Source organism: Photobacterium sp. DNB23_23_1 (assembly GCF_052873815.1).
In genome coordinates this window covers 1-14,648 of sequence record NZ_JBNNXT010000018.1, presented here as the reverse complement: position 1 = coordinate 14,648, position 14,648 = coordinate 1, and the positions used below count along the sequence as shown (strand labels likewise).

Genomic DNA, 14,648 nt, shown 5'->3' with positions numbered 1-14,648 from the left:
AGTAGATCCTTCTACGGTTGTGAGATTAAAAAGTTGTCATTGTGCTTATCATCGACCTGGGCTTGAGTTTCTTCGTCGATATTGGAGCGATCTTTGAGGTTGACGCCTGAAAGCTGCAACTTACGCGCTTCTTTAAGCAAATACAGTGCGCGGTTGCAGGCATCGTCATAGCTCAATCCGCCTGGGCGTACATTAGAAATACAATTGCGGTGGGAATCTTTTGCGCCCCGTCTGGCCCCCCATGTCAGGTACATTCCCATACTGTCAGGCGACGTCAGTCCGGGGCGTTCACCAATTAAGATCAAGGCCATTTTGGCGTTGAAGCATTGTGAAATATCATCGGCGACAGCTACCCGCCCTTGCTTGACGACACTGATTGGCGACAAGTCCCACTCATGCTCCCTGTCGTTACCCAACATTGAAAACAAACGGCTTACAACTTCTACCGCGTGACTTTGAATTGCGGTGGAGGAGAGGCCATCGGCAATAACAATGGCCAAATCAGGTGTATCATGATGTTTTGAGGAGAGGTTTTCCAACGCCAGCCATGACACATCATTCAATTGACGACCTAAATCTGGGCGCTGCAAATACATCAACCGATCGGTAACTTTACTCTCGACCACAACCGGGGAGGCTAATGTTGATTCGAGGAGCGATGGAATCTCCACGAGTTGACTGACCAACAAATCGGTATCCAGTGCGCAGTGCACGGCATCCATCGCTTGTGCATGATCGAGCTGAAAAGAAAGAAGTTCTTTGGTGGGAATGCTATTTCCGCTTCTGCCCAATGCGATGCGGGCAGAGGTAAATGCCCGAAGCTGGCACCAAGGATTCTGAACGACTTCTGTTGGAAACTGTTTTTCTGCTAAAGCAATCACTTTACCCATGACATTCCCCTCAATTTAGTTGTGCAATTGCGCCAGCAAAAGAACCAGCGGGATGGTCGTTCAAGCGAACATCATTGATATCATGAAAGATTTGCATGTCCATCAGCCATTTTTCAAATTCAGGTGCTGGTTTCAAGCCAAGGGCTTTTCTCGCATACAAGGCATCATGGAAAGAGGTGGTTTGATAGTTAAGCATGATGTCGTCAGAGCCAGGGATCCCCATAATGAACGAACATTCGGCCACGCCGAGTAACGTCAGCAAATTGTCCATATCATTCTGATCGGCATAGGCGTGGTTGGTATAACAAATATCACACCCCATCGGCAGCCCCAGCAATTTCCCGCAAAAATGGTCTTCCAATCCGGCGCGGATAATCTGTTTTCCGTCAAATAAATATTCGGGTCCGATAAAGCCGACCACGGTATTCACCAACAGGGGATCAAAATGCCGGGCAACTGCATAAGCCCGAGCCTCACAAGTCTGCTGATCGACGCCATGAAAGGCATCGGCAGACAACGCTGTTCCTTGCCCTGTTTCAAAATACATCACGTTATTCCCCACGGTTCCGCGGTTGAGTGACTGGGCCGCTTGTTGCGCTTCTTTAAGCACAGCGAGGTCGATGCCGAATGTATCGTTAGTGCCCTGCGTTCCGCCGATGGACTGAAAGACCAAATCGACGGGCGCACCCATTTCAATCGCTTCAATCGTATTGGTGACATGCGTTAAAACACAGGATTGAGTGGGAATTTGATAATGTTGTATCACCTCATCCATTAGCTTCATCAGCTTAATGGCTTGAGGCACATTGTCGGTAGCAGGGTTTATCCCGATAACCGCATCCCCGTTACCATACATCAGCCCATCAAATATGGTGGCAGCAATGCCATTGAGTGAATCTGTTGGATGGTTGGGTTGCAAACGTGTCGACAGGCGGCTGGGTAAACCAATGGTGTTTCGAAATGCCGTCACGACGCTGCACTTTTTAGCCACCAAGATAAGATCTTGATTACGCATGATCTTGCTCACCGCAGCCACCATTTCAGGGGTTAACCCCGCGCTGATCTGCTTTAACGTGTATGCGTCTGCTTGTTCACTCAGAAGCCAGTTCCGAAAATCCCCCACAGTCAGGTGTTCGATTGGTTTAAAGGCACCGGAGTCGTGAGTGTCAATAATTAGCCGGGTTACTTCATCTTTCTCGTAGGGGATTACGGCCTCATTAAGAAAGGTTTTAAGCGGCAAATCAGCCAACGTCATTTGCGCAACCACTCGCTCTGCAGCCGACTCTGCGCAAACGCCAGCCAACGCGTCTCCTGAACGCTCGGGTGTTGCTTTGGCCAATAAATCCGCCAAGGAGTTGAAGGTATATACACGGTTACCTTGCTGCCAACGATACGCTACTGTCATCACTCTTCCTCTACAACTTGGTTCAGTTCTTGCGTTATTTCAATTAGATACTGACTCTATGGCTGCGAAATACGTTCCAACGTGTTATCTAAAGTTGGCAATATCAAAAAAGCTCAAATAAACAAAAGGTTATAGAGTTATCGCTCTAAATTGGTTCAACAATTTGAAGTTAGGGAGAACTAAGTTGAATGAAGTCACGCACTCTCTTGCACCGGATTTGTGCATTCAGCCCTCAAGTGATGCAAACCAGCAAGCTGCGAACCTTACCAACTGGCAGCAAGAATATGACCAGTTGAGTAATGGTCGTTATATGGGGCAAATTATTGAAAGGCGATTTTCTCACATTCATGTGTTTCGTGAGGACAGCAACCGGGCACTTAAGCAAGCGTGCCGTGTGGAAGTAGGAGGATTGTGGCTCGGAATAAGCGCGCAGCAAAAATCGCTGCATCTAAATCACGCCAAAGTAAGTGCTAACCACATGTTATTACGCTCTGGCGGTGTTGATTTTGAACTCATCACACCCGATGCCTTTTCAATTTATGGCATGGTTCTCGATCAACACCTGCTGGAATCAATCAGCGAGCAGGTTGAATTTGGCCTTGGTGACATCGATAAGTTGTGCCAAATTGAGTCTCAAGAACAAGCAATACAGCTTAAAAACTACCTTGCCCTTTTGTTGGCGCCCAAGCCGACTCGATGGTCCAGTCATACCCACGAGGCCCTCCTTAAGGATTTTGTCGCCGAACAGCTGACGCTCAAACCGAATACGAACACGCACCTTGAGTCGCCTTACCGCCGCCAGAAAATCATGGGCCAAATCAAACAATATCTAGAAAACATCGACACCAGTAACCCCATAACCATCAGCGAACTGTGTGAAGCCGTCCATGTTAGTCGTCGAACCTTGCAATATAGTTTTGAGGCATGCTGCGGTATGGCTCCCCAGCAATTTATACAAAGGCAGAGACTTAACCAAGTAAGAAGAGTATTACAAGATGCCACCGATACACGGGCGGTCTATGAGATCGCTTTTAGCTTTGGGTTTTATCATTTGGGGCAGTTTGCCAAGAGTTACAAACGGTTGTTTGGGGAAAAACCATCAGAGACGAAGAAGACAGTGAATAAATAATTACTAAATTGCCTCTCTCCCCTTCAACACCTTGACATTCATGCATAAATCGTTAGAAATAACCCTTATGTCTTCATGGATTATGCATTTTAGGTATTTCATTCGCTTAATATGCGTTCCCCTAAAGCCAGGATGGCTTTCGACAAACTCATTCCGCTAATTTGATTTCATGCCAACCGAAAAGGATATTCCATGGCTACCGATACGTCATCGTTGGGCTTAACCCAACCCAACCCCAACAGCTTTTATCCGCGAGTGGCCATTGCCATCACGTTTGTGATCAGTGCCATTGCCCTCATCCAACCCGGCCTGCTCCCCGTCAACTCAGTGATCCTTGCCATTGGGCTTATGATTGCCATGTGTTTGCTGCGTATGCCTGTAGCGATTGCACTAATTGCCTCAGCCATGGTGGGAGCTACCAACAGTGGCATGACGACCAATGAAGCAATTGGTGCCATCAATGACAATCTAGCCGCAGGTGCCCAAGTGGGGATGACCTATGTGATGATTGGTGCGTTCGCGGTAGCCCTTGGCCGCAGTGGGTTACTTGATGTTTTTGCGAACAAGACACTCGGCGCAGTATCTGGAGGGGCTTCGCATAAAACCATCAAGTGGATGCTATTTAGCCTGTTTATAGGCGCCTCAATCATGTCACAAAATATCGTGCCGGTTCACATCGCCTTTATCCCAGTGATGATCCCGCCACTGCTCGCTATCTTCAACAAGCTGCGAATCGACCGTCGTGCGGTAGCTTGTATCATCGCCTGCTCCATCAGTGTCAGTTACCTGTTGCTGCCAACCGGCTTTGGCGCGATTTACTTATTCGAAATCCTACTACCGAATGTCAATTCGGCTGGTGAAGCATACGATCTCACCGTAACAGCCTCGCAGATCCCATCAGCCATGTTTTTACCGGTGATGGGCATTGTCGCCGGTATGCTGGTTGCGGTATTCATTACCTACCGCAAGCCACGGGACTACGACGCTGAAGTAACCAGTAAGCTAGTTTTTCACAATGAGCAGCCAACGCTCAAAGTTGGACAGTTGCTTTTCGTCCTCGGTGCTATTGCCGTCGCTCTGTTGTGCCAAATCCTGTTCGACTCACTGTTAATCGGAGCGATGGTGGGCTTCATGCTGCTAACAGTATCAGGTGTGTTCAAATGGCAGCAACAGGATGATGTCTTTACCGAAGGGATGCGAATGATGGTACAGATCGCCGTTATCATCACCATTGCGTCCGGTTTTGCGGGAGTGCTTGAAGCAACAGGGGAAATTCCATCGCTAGTGCAATCAACCGGTGAGTTGATTGGCAATAACAAAGCGATTGCAGCGCTGCTAATGCTCCTGGTTGGTTTATTTATTACGATTGGCTTTGGTGACTCATTTGCCAGCGTTCCCATTCTAGCCCCTATCTACGTGCCTTTGGCCTTGTCACTGGGCTTCTCACCTGCCGCTACCGTTGCCCTACTAGGCGCGTCAGCAGCCTTGGGTGATGCAGGCTCACCCGCTTCGACTATTTCACTGGGTGTAACATCAGGCTTGAATGCCGACGGGCAACACGATCACATTAAAGACTCGGTGATCCCTACGTTTACCCATGCGAACTTTGGTATGGTGCTGTTTGCCTGGATAGCAGCACTGATACTGTAAGTTTTATTATTTAAAATAGATGGGGAATGCATACCGCATTTCCCAACTTCCCATCCTCCTCTACAAAACCAGCCATCTCCTCTCTGTAAGCATGAATCTGATCTTTTTTGTTCAGTCGTTTTAGATTAAATTACTGATTTATAAGTAGCTGAATTCGCCGTTCATAGCTACAGCATAACAAAGATCACGAATGGAGTTGGAATGAAAAGCGCCCTTAACGAGTTACATAAAACCAGCAAGTTTATCCTTTGCTGTGCTCTGAGTTCCCTGTATTGCATCGCTGGATATCAGTTTATCGCCGGGTACCATCAAAGACTTGTAAAAGGCTCCTATGTTGAACTCAGTCAGTTGTTCTCAGGCCAATACTTCTCTTATTTTTTATCCAAGGAAAGTGACTTTTACCGAACGCTTTTCATTTTTATAGAACACTCGGGACCAGCAGCATTATCGGTGTTTATCGCTGTTATTATTCTGAGCACTGTCACCTTCCAATACATTTTATTGGACGGTAAAAAAGCACAACAACAAAAACATGACCACCTCACAGCTAAAAGTGCTGACATTATTCGTGTTACTGACAGTAAACCTCATCTTTTAGAATGTGAGAATTACTACACTGACTGTGTTTATGTGAAAATTTCAGATTTTAATGGTTACTTTGATATCGGGGTGAAAGTCACCTCACTAGAAGATAACATTGTCCCTAAATTGGGCGTTAGTACCCATGATAAACCACAGGTCGGAGACTACCGTGGCTACCATTTAAAGAAATACAACGATTTCTATATCATTGACGATGAAAATATTAGAGAAATTAGCGAGTGTTACTTTAGAGTATCACTCAATTATGATGATGGTGAACGATGCGCATTCGGTGAAGTAGAGTTTGAAATTATCCCAATCACCACTAATGACTATTTGTCGTTACTAAAACGCTATCAGGTTGATGAACAGTCTTTAACAAGAGATGAAATCAGCATCATCGAAAAATGGATTGAGCTTGGATTATCTCGGAATAACCCTGAAGCCGTAGCATACCGAAACCAACTACTGAGGGAGTTGAATGTTTGATACATTGCTATAAATCACCTTTCATTACAGACTGGTCGTATGGGTATGGGACAAGCTACCTCCGACATCGAAGGTGGTTTTACATTTCCCTTATATTCACCGGGTAAAATGACAGAAGCCATGACCGCTTCATGGCGGTCGTTAACCCTGTAGGCATTCAGCCATTGACATCAATCCGTAGCTTCATAGCTCACTTCACCTCGTTTGATGAGAATCGTGTCCTGCTTTACCATGTGAGATAAAAATACCGACGAGCAACACGCACACTGGTATTTGGCATAACTATGTCTGGTGATACGTTCTATGGTATTTCTTTTGATCCGATAGACATTTTTTTTACGCTTACATACCGGGCAATGTAAATAATGCATAGCGACTCCTTGCTACGTTTAATACTTTTGACAAAAGGACCCACGTATTCCCTGAGTGAATATCACCATACCTCAATACATTTATCCATATCCGTGATACTCATCAAAGTTATGCTTGTATGCATAACGATGCACCACAATCACGTCCCGGGTGATCTTTTTATGTTGCAGTCAATTTTTATTAAAAACAAAGCGATAATTCTTCAGATGGTTTTTTTACAGCAGCATAAATGAACAAATTAGATATTTAGGAAAGTAATACCAATCTGGATAAGTCGTTGATCAAGTATTTGCACTGGATCACCGTAAGACTTGATTAGTGCGAGAACCGCCTTATCACACGATTGACCAAATACGGCCCACCACGGTATGTGAATAAGGCCAGTAAAATCATCAAACACCCTGCGAGTTTATTAAACGGCATTTCTTCAGCATACCAAACAACGCTGAGAATAACCGTCCACACAGGTTCAAGGATCATAATAATCGCGGCATTCGCAGCGGTACTGTGTTTCTGCCCCATCGTTTGCATCACATAACGCAAGCTTGTCGCAACCAGCATACTCATTGTGAACCAGCCCCATGTCGCCAAGCTGACTGACTCAGGCCATGATTCAAACAATAAAGAAGCAATGATGCCCATACAGCCAGTGCTGAATAACTGTAAACAGGTCAGCAACAGCGTTGGGATCTGACGAGCATACTGACTGTTAAAGTTGAAGTGAACCGCCAACATCACCGCCGCAGCCATAAACCACAACTGGCTAGACGCCATCTGCCAACCATTACCGCCTCCTAACGACAGCATCAACAAACCAGCAAAAGCGATAGGCAATGCCAGCCAAAATGTTCTTGGTGGCTTAGCTTTGAACAACGGCCAAGCAATCAACGGTACGAACAACATGGACAGGCTCATAATAAATGCGCCTTCGCCCAACGTATCACTGACAGAAATAGCATGTATCCATAGCAGTAAGGCGCTACCAAGAATACACCCTACCCCAAGCGCTTTGACTATGACGGATTTTTCGACTTTCTTAATGTCAGAATAACAGAACAGCAATAGGCACGAAGAGGCTAAGATAAAACGCAAGCCAATAAAGCCAAAAGGCGGTAGCCCCTGAATTGCCTCTTTAGAGAAAATCCAGCCAGCTGCCGCCAATACTGTGGTTGCGACCAATATTAAATCAGCACGGCGCTCAAGATTCATTCTGAAGCGCCCTCGCTACAACTAACGTGTAGGAAATAACAGCAATATATTTTCAAATAATTATTCCAAATATAAGCTGCAAATCCATGCAACCATTAACGAACCAATGCTTTCATACCATTAAGCATTTTTTCTGCCACTTCGTAATGATCGTGCTCCCACATTTGATCATTGAGGAACTCGCCTGAGAAGAAACCGTCATAACCTGTCTGTAGAAGGGCATCAACCCACTCTTGCATTGGGATATCGCCTTCACCAATGTAGACACCACGTAGTTCTCTTTCATCAACCCATGGCTGCCCTACTGCAGGACGTTTACCATCAGATAGATGAACATTATAAATTAGAGATTTATCAACTTGAGAGATTTGCTCTAACGTTGCACCACGACATGCCCATAGGTGCCATGTATCTAAGACGAAACCAAAATTATCACGCCCAACAGCATCGAGCAATCGATAGTAATCATCTAATGTCGCGATCGGTGTCCATGCTGCCCCTTCATACTGAAAGCGAATACCATGCTCTCGACCAATATCGGCAATAGTTCGGATGTTTTTCGCCGTTAATTGAATGTTTTCTTCAGTACTAAAGCCATTTAGGCTTTCAAAAGCATTTAGCTGAATAGTGGGTGCACCAATGTCTTTAGCAAAACGACATAATACTTCAGCTTCTTTGAATACACGCTGTTGCTCTTCTTTCGTTGTTGCCTCTACCCCTCCGATAATATCAATAGCTGAAGGAGTAATATTAGCCGCATCAAGGCGGGCTTTAAATTCCTCACTGGTAAAACCAGCATTAATATAACGCCATAGTTTTTCGGTATGAATTTCCAACCCCTGATAACCCGTTTCTTTTGCCAAACGAATATCAGAAAGAATATTACTATGAAGTGAACACATTCCATGAAGAGCAAAACGCATTTTAAATCCTTATCGACACCAAATGCCGTGCAACAAAATCCCTAGACGCCATGGTCATGGCACCTACCTGAAATAAGAAATATATATAAAACAGAAGTTCTATAGCCAAGTGACTTCTAAAGAAGATAAGGCGGAAGTCACTTGGGTATAGTAACCAAATTATTTGATATAACTTGGTTACTCGTACTAACTAATAAATGTCTCGAAAAAATACTATTTCACTTCTTGGCACATCAAACTGACTGCCAGCGTTTGTGCCAGATACAAAGAACTACTGAGCGATCGGAACCCCATGATTTCGCCTTCCTGTACTTCAAAGCACACTTCCATTTTGCTGCCTTGAGAGGTCATCTGATTATCCGTAATCGCAACAATAGGCACCCCTTTCTCAAACGCTGTATCAATCAAACTACTGGTTTCAGGTGCATAAGGGCTGAAAGTCACAGTGACCAGCACATCTTTATCATTCATACGACGAGTCATTGGTGCCAACATACCACCGTGATCATCCAACAATACAACATTGTTGTCTGATTTCATCAGCGCATACCAAAGATAAAATGCCACCGGATATGCTCGTCGCATGCCCTGAATATAGATGGTCTCGGCCCCATCAAGCAGGCTCACAGCTCTTTCTAGCTTTTGCGGGGAAACAGACATTTGCAGCTGCTCCATCGCTTCAATATTGGCTTGTCCAAAGTCCTGGAAAATCGCCATCGGTGAGTCTTGGCTCACTTCTTCAGTTTCACGTGCTTTTTTTACACGCTCAAGATAATCCCTCGGACGATTCAAATACTGATCACGGAATAGTGCCTGCATTGAGCTAAATCCAGAATAGCCCATCGCATTTGAAAACCGGCTCAGCGTCGATAAAGGAACATTGGCCTGTTCAGCTATAGTTGCCATAGTTTCGACCGCTACCAACATTGGCTGGGCCATCACAAAATCAGCAACCTGTTGTAGTCGCCCACTTAGGCTATCGTAACGCTTAACAATAAGCTCACGCAGCGTATCTAAGTCAGCTGGTACTTGTTCTTCTACATCCATAAATGGCCGCTCTCCCGCTCGAAAGCAATACTACAAAATAAGAATACCTCAAGTGCTAAGCACCTGAGGCTATAGTTTATGATAATAATTCGAAGTTGCGAATCGCTTCTTGCTTCACAAAGGGCATTGCCTTTTGCATAAAGTAGATACGATCAAATTTTTGTGGTTCTTCATTCATGAAATCGCGCAGATTATGGCCTAGAGCTTGACGTAAACACGTACCAATATTGAACTTTGATACTCTTGTACGCTTCAGCACTTCCATATCTTCATCACGGATACCGCTGGTGCCATGAATGACCAACGGAATATCTACCATATTCGCAATACGATCTAAACGACCAAAATCAATTGTACATGTCGGCTCGGTCAATCGGTGTACGTTTCCAACCGAAATGGCGACACAATCAGCACCACTCTCTTTTGCAAAGCGCGCAGCATCTTCAGGTTCGGTGTAGATAGATTTGATGTGATCCCGGCCTTCATCATAAGGCACCGACCCAATTTCACCTTCGACCGATGCACCTAACGCGTGTGCAACATCAGCAACAGCACGGGTACGGGCGATATTCTCATCAAGCGGCAGCTGAGAACCATCGAACATCACGGAGCTGAATCCCGCCTTCAAGGCACGGTAAACAACCTCTTCTTCATAGGTATGATCAAGGTGCAAGCAAACCGGCACTGAACTATTATGTGCCATCGGCAATAGCATCGCGGCGGCAGTCTCTACCCCATAGAAGTCAGCCACGTCTTTGTTACAAGCCAGAATGACTGGCTTGTTAACAGCTTCAGCCGCTTCCACAACTGCAAGGGCATCTTCGTAACCAAATACGTTAAAACAAGGTACTGAATAGTCTGACGCTGCAGCTTGAGGCAATAGGTCTTTCAAATTGACGAGCATATTGCCCCTCCTTATTTAAACTTGGCGATCATGTCCTTGATGCCAGGGATCGTTTCAACTTGGTACTCGTGGTGTGGGTCAAAGTGCTGGATCAGCGACTTCTCAGTCTTACCCACGATGATCGTGAAGTAATACATTTCATAACCCGGTGCCGCAACGCTTGGGTGATAACCTTTATCGATAGCAATCACAGAGCCAGTGCGGACATGGTAAACCGGACCAAAGTCATCTTCATGCTCATACAGGAATTGCGCACCGAAGCCGAAATCTGGGTTAAAGCGGAATTGGTACACTTCTTCGTAAAGTGTTTCTTTGCTGCCATCAGGCTTAACGCGATCTTCATCATGTTTATGAGGAGGGAAACCTGACCAGCCCCCTGCACCTACAGTAAACAGTTCACTGACAAGAAGGCGACCGCGATTATCTGAATTAGACTGGCCCAATACGTGTTTGATCTTACGGTGAGTTTTAGTGTCATCAGAGCCGTACTGAACAATATCGACATTCTCTTCACGCACACAGAAAGGTTCTAGCGATTGTTCAAACTTACCACCGGCAATCATCACATCAGCCGTGTCGCTGACACAGTCAATGGTTGCACTGTAACCTAGCGGGACATAGACAGCTTCTGGGTTGCCATCCCACACTGATTTTCGCTTACCGATATTGTCGTAAACTTCGGTCTTTTCACCATTGGTAACGGTAATTGAACAGGTGCCGCCTGCAAGGACGATGACAGACTCATAACCTTCAACAACATGCTGGTGCTGATCGCCTTGCGAAAGACAAACTTGGTTAAAATAACACAACGGTGTGACTTCATCGTTTACATCAACGATTGGTTGGTTCTTATTATCAAATGGTGGGATATGCTTGCCCATTGTACTCTCTCCTCACTGCCTGCCTTTTCAACTGTCGTTTTCCAGCACAGTGTTTATCAGTCAAAATTGTCGTAATAAAAAAGCCGAGCCTCGATGGTTTGTACCCTTTCTAGACGTGTCCAGTAAAATACTGGCTCGGCGGACCTAATTGCCTTTAATCACGTCACCCGAAGATGACGATTAAAGGCTTTTTTCTCTGGTCTCAATAAAATCGAATAATTGTTCTTTGGTCGGCATCGCTTCAGTACAGCTGTTGCCACTGACATTGATTGCCGCCGCTGCCGTACCATGCTTCACGCCGTCTTCCAGCTCACCACCGTTAACCAGTGTCCAAATCAGGCCGCCTGCAAATGAATCGCCAGAGCCAAATGGCTTTTGCACGTCCACGCGGAATATACCTTGCTGGAATTTATGACCATCTCGACAGTACACTTTGGAACCAAACTCACCGGCTTTAACCACTACCACCTGGGTGTTTGCGCGAAGGAAGCGGTCAGCCGTTGCATCATCGTCGGTGTTACCCGGTGCCAGCACGGTTTCCATCATGTCGAACTCTTCACGGTTACCGATCACGATGTCGGATAGACCCGCGGCGATACCGTAGTAAATTGATGCGTCAACGTCGGTGCGCCATGAATACGGACGGTAATCAACATCCAGAACCACTAACGTGTTGCTGCGGCGTGCATGTTCCATCGCGATAAGCGTTGCTTCACGGCTCGGGCTTTCTGAAAGCGCCGTACCGGTTACCACCAATACTTTCGAGCTTGCGATGTACTCTGGGTCGACCTGCTCTGGCTTAATGGTCAGATCAGAGGCCTTGTTGCGGTAAATCAATACCGTGCAGTCGCTTGGCTTCATCTCGGTAAACGCCACTGACGTACGCGAGCCTGAATTGTCTGTCATCATGCCGTCAAGGTTGATCCCCTGACCTGACATGTACTGCTTCACATAGCCGCCGAATGCATCATCAGCGACACAACCGATAAACCCTACCTTGCCGCCAAGTCTGTTTACAGCCACTGCAATGTTGGCTGCCGAGCCACCGACGAATTTGTTGAAACCTGAAATATCAGCCATGTCCGTGTTTGATTCACGGGCGTAAAGATCTACGCCCGCACGTCCCAACACGATGGCATCCAGCTTACGGTCTTGCTGAAGTGCAATCTTTGTCATGGTCCGTTCCTATTACTCGTAATCTACCCAAGCCGCATTTTGATCTGCAGACTCAACACATTTCTCACAAAGGCGTACACCTTCGATACCCGCGTCAATACCTGGGAACCAGATACCTGCTAGCTCAGCTTGGTCGTCGCGGTCAGCCGCATCGAATGCCAGCGCAAAGCGGTGGTACAAGTTTGCCCAAGACTCGAAGTAACCTTCAGCGTGACCACCACCAACACGGTTAGATGCCACACCCGGTGCATCTTGGTGTAGATAACCCATGCCGCGCTCTAATAGACGAGATGGCTCGCCTTGCACTTCGTAGCGAAGTTGGTTTGGTTGCTCATCCCACCATTCGATAGACGCTTTAGAGCCGACGATGCGGATCTTCTGCTGGTGCATCGAGCCCGAGTTCACCGCTGATGCCCAAAGCGTGCCGACAGCGCCGCCTTTGAACTCCATCATTACGTGCGCGTTATCTTCTAACGGAGTGCGCGACTTGATGAAGCTCTGACGCATGCAAGATAGACGGTCAACCTCAAGGCCTGTCATCACTTCGCATAGGTAGAATGCGTGAGTACCGATATCACCCAGTACGTAAGTTGGGCCAGATACTTCAGGGCTTACACGCCACTTCAGGCCTGGATCGTTCAGTTCGTACTCTTCGTTGTGGAAGCCGTGGGCGAACTGCATGTTGATAACACGGATTTCACCTAGGTCGCCACGCTGAACCATTTCACGCGCCTGCTGAACCATTGGGAAACCGCTGTAACCGTACATCACACCGATAACGCGGTTGTTTTTCGCCGCAATTTCTTTCAGCTCTTCTGCTTCTTCGGTAGTGAAAGTGATTGGCTTTTCACACACTACGTGTAGGTTTGCTTCTAGCGCTGCTTTACAAATGGCGTAGTGGGTCGAGTTCGGCGTTGCGATAGAAACAGCTTGGATACCGTCTTCACGCTGTGCTTCTTGCTCGAACATCTCTTGGTAGTTGGCGTAGCAACGGTCGCTATCAAGGCCAAGGTTGTTACCGAAGTCACGGCAGCGCTCAGGATCAAGGTCAAAAGCACCGGCTACCAACTTGAACAAACCATCACGCAGCGCTGCGTTACGGTGCGAGTAACCGATCTGGCTACCACGACCGCCGCCTACCATTGCCCAACGGATAGGTTGATCAAAATGACGTTCTTCATTAAACATGGCTTCACTCCTTGCCAGGGATCCCCATTATTTTTTGAGAGATACCTGCGTTTCAGATATTGGAATTAGATTGTTCTTGTTTACAGAGTTTTTATTCTCAGAGGCTCTCAGTAATAAGAGCCTCTTGGTTAATAAATTCTCGCTAAAGTGCAGCGTTTTTATAAGCCGAGACCTTAAACGCCACGACGCTGAGTAACTCGGCCTTCTTCCCAGTCAGCGACTTTCTTCGCTGTCTCTTCGTTGCGTGTCACTTCAGGCAAACCCACTTCCCACCAGCAGTCACACTTCGACCATGCCGCAGGAGAAACTGGGTCGATATCAACCACAATCACGTAAGTACGGTCCGCTTCTTTCGCGCGGGCAAAGGCAGCATCAAACTCGTCAACAGACGTCAGTTTCTCGGAAATTGCACCTTGTGCTTCTGCGTGCTTGGCAAAGTCAACACGGGCCAACTCGCCATCTGGACGGCGGCAATCTTCAAGCAGGTTGTTGAATGACTCGTTACCGGTATTGTTCTGCAGTTTGTTGATAACCGCGAAACCGCCGTTGTCACACACCACCACAATCATCTTGTGGCCAGTCAACACTGAAGAGTAAATATCTGAGTTCTGGATCAGGTATGAGCCATCACCGACCAGCACGACAACATCGTTGCCTGGGTTAGCAATTTTCGCGCCCCAGCCACCGGCAATTTCGTAACCCATGCACGAATAACCAAAATCGATATCGAACTTACCAATCTGGTAGTTCTGCCAGTTCATCGAAAGCTCAGCCGGTAGACCACCTGCAGCTGTCAGTACGGT

At 46.6% G+C, this 14,648-nt stretch carries 13 protein-coding genes; 3 read left to right on the top strand and 10 right to left on the bottom strand.

Going from position 1 to position 14,648, the window contains the following annotated elements:
- Positions 1-11 precede the first annotated feature (11 nt).
- Both eutC and ACVA53_RS12960 read right to left on the bottom strand, forming a co-directional pair.
- Positions 12-890, bottom strand: coding sequence for an ethanolamine ammonia-lyase subunit EutC (gene eutC, locus ACVA53_RS12965; protein WP_255043935.1), 879 nt, complete (start codon positions 888-890; stop codon positions 12-14).
- Positions 891-900: 10 nt separating this feature from the next.
- Positions 901-2,295: an ethanolamine ammonia-lyase subunit EutB gene (locus tag ACVA53_RS12960; protein WP_255043934.1), complete on the bottom strand. Its 1,395-nt coding sequence runs from the start codon at positions 2,293-2,295 to the stop codon at positions 901-903.
- A gap of 184 nt (positions 2,296-2,479) precedes the next feature.
- Between ACVA53_RS12960 and ACVA53_RS12955 the strand changes: the two genes are divergently transcribed.
- From ACVA53_RS12955 to ACVA53_RS12945, 3 genes are all read left to right on the top strand, one after another.
- The gene (locus ACVA53_RS12955; RefSeq protein WP_446505315.1) at positions 2,480-3,424 is read left to right on the top strand and encodes a helix-turn-helix domain-containing protein; all 945 of its coding nucleotides are present in this window, start codon (positions 2,480-2,482) and stop codon (positions 3,422-3,424) included.
- A 192-nt stretch (positions 3,425-3,616) separates the two neighbouring features.
- A complete protein-coding gene (locus tag ACVA53_RS12950; RefSeq protein ID WP_446505314.1) occupies positions 3,617-5,074 on the top strand; it encodes a Na+/H+ antiporter family protein in 1,458 nt (485 codons plus the stop codon).
- Between the two features lie 201 nt (positions 5,075-5,275).
- A complete protein-coding gene (locus ACVA53_RS12945; protein WP_255045392.1) occupies positions 5,276-6,145 on the top strand; it encodes a hypothetical protein in 870 nt (289 codons plus the stop codon).
- A 687-nt stretch (positions 6,146-6,832) separates the two neighbouring features.
- Here ACVA53_RS12945 and ACVA53_RS12940 read toward each other — a convergent pair.
- From ACVA53_RS12940 to ACVA53_RS12905, 8 genes are all read right to left on the bottom strand, one after another.
- Positions 6,833-7,726, bottom strand: a complete 894-nt coding sequence (locus tag ACVA53_RS12940) for a DMT family transporter (RefSeq protein WP_446505313.1) — start codon at positions 7,724-7,726, stop codon at positions 6,833-6,835.
- 95 nt (positions 7,727-7,821) lie between these two features.
- On the bottom strand, positions 7,822-8,649 hold the full coding sequence (locus ACVA53_RS12935; RefSeq protein ID WP_446505312.1) for a sugar phosphate isomerase/epimerase family protein: 828 nt from the start codon (positions 8,647-8,649) through the stop codon (positions 7,822-7,824).
- A gap of 213 nt (positions 8,650-8,862) precedes the next feature.
- The gene (locus tag ACVA53_RS12930) at positions 8,863-9,696 is read right to left on the bottom strand and encodes a MurR/RpiR family transcriptional regulator (protein WP_255045395.1); all 834 of its coding nucleotides are present in this window, start codon (positions 9,694-9,696) and stop codon (positions 8,863-8,865) included.
- Positions 9,697-9,772: 76 nt separating this feature from the next.
- Positions 9,773-10,600, bottom strand: a complete 828-nt coding sequence (locus ACVA53_RS12925) for a class II fructose-bisphosphate aldolase (protein ID WP_255045396.1) — start codon at positions 10,598-10,600, stop codon at positions 9,773-9,775.
- An 11-nt stretch (positions 10,601-10,611) separates the two neighbouring features.
- Positions 10,612-11,481: a 5-deoxy-glucuronate isomerase gene (locus ACVA53_RS12920; RefSeq protein WP_255045398.1), complete on the bottom strand. Its 870-nt coding sequence runs from the start codon at positions 11,479-11,481 to the stop codon at positions 10,612-10,614.
- 180 nt (positions 11,482-11,661) lie between these two features.
- Positions 11,662-12,657, bottom strand: coding sequence for a 5-dehydro-2-deoxygluconokinase (gene iolC, locus ACVA53_RS12915; RefSeq protein WP_446505311.1), 996 nt, complete (start codon positions 12,655-12,657; stop codon positions 11,662-11,664).
- 12 nt (positions 12,658-12,669) lie between these two features.
- The gene (locus ACVA53_RS12910) at positions 12,670-13,845 is read right to left on the bottom strand and encodes a Gfo/Idh/MocA family protein (protein WP_446505310.1); all 1,176 of its coding nucleotides are present in this window, start codon (positions 13,843-13,845) and stop codon (positions 12,670-12,672) included.
- Between the two features lie 173 nt (positions 13,846-14,018).
- On the bottom strand, positions 14,019-14,648 hold a 630-nt coding region (locus tag ACVA53_RS12905), incomplete at its 5' end, for a thiamine pyrophosphate-dependent enzyme (protein ID WP_446505309.1).

Bases quoted from the DNA above. Each gene is read 5' to 3' on its own strand.
- ACVA53_RS12950 (WP_446505314.1), top strand. From the start codon at position 3,617: ATGGCTACCGATACGTCATCGTTGGGCTTAACCCAACCCAACCCCAAC.
- eutC (WP_255043935.1), bottom strand. From the start codon at position 890: ATGGGTAAAGTGATTGCTTTAGCAGAAAAACAGTTTCCAACAGAAGTC.
- ACVA53_RS12945 (WP_255045392.1), top strand. From the start codon at position 5,276: ATGAAAAGCGCCCTTAACGAGTTACATAAAACCAGCAAGTTTATCCTT.
- ACVA53_RS12940 (WP_446505313.1), bottom strand. From the start codon at position 7,726: ATGAATCTTGAGCGCCGTGCTGATTTAATATTGGTCGCAACCACAGTA.
- ACVA53_RS12920 (WP_255045398.1), bottom strand. From the start codon at position 11,481: ATGGGCAAGCATATCCCACCATTTGATAATAAGAACCAACCAATCGTT.
- ACVA53_RS12935 (WP_446505312.1), bottom strand. From the start codon at position 8,649: ATGCGTTTTGCTCTTCATGGAATGTGTTCACTTCATAGTAATATTCTT.
- ACVA53_RS12960 (WP_255043934.1), bottom strand. From the start codon at position 2,295: ATGACAGTAGCGTATCGTTGGCAGCAAGGTAACCGTGTATATACCTTC.
- ACVA53_RS12925 (WP_255045396.1), bottom strand. From the start codon at position 10,600: ATGCTCGTCAATTTGAAAGACCTATTGCCTCAAGCTGCAGCGTCAGAC.
- iolC (WP_446505311.1), bottom strand. From the start codon at position 12,657: ATGACAAAGATTGCACTTCAGCAAGACCGTAAGCTGGATGCCATCGTG.
- ACVA53_RS12930 (WP_255045395.1), bottom strand. From the start codon at position 9,696: ATGGATGTAGAAGAACAAGTACCAGCTGACTTAGATACGCTGCGTGAG.
- ACVA53_RS12910 (WP_446505310.1), bottom strand. From the start codon at position 13,845: ATGTTTAATGAAGAACGTCATTTTGATCAACCTATCCGTTGGGCAATG.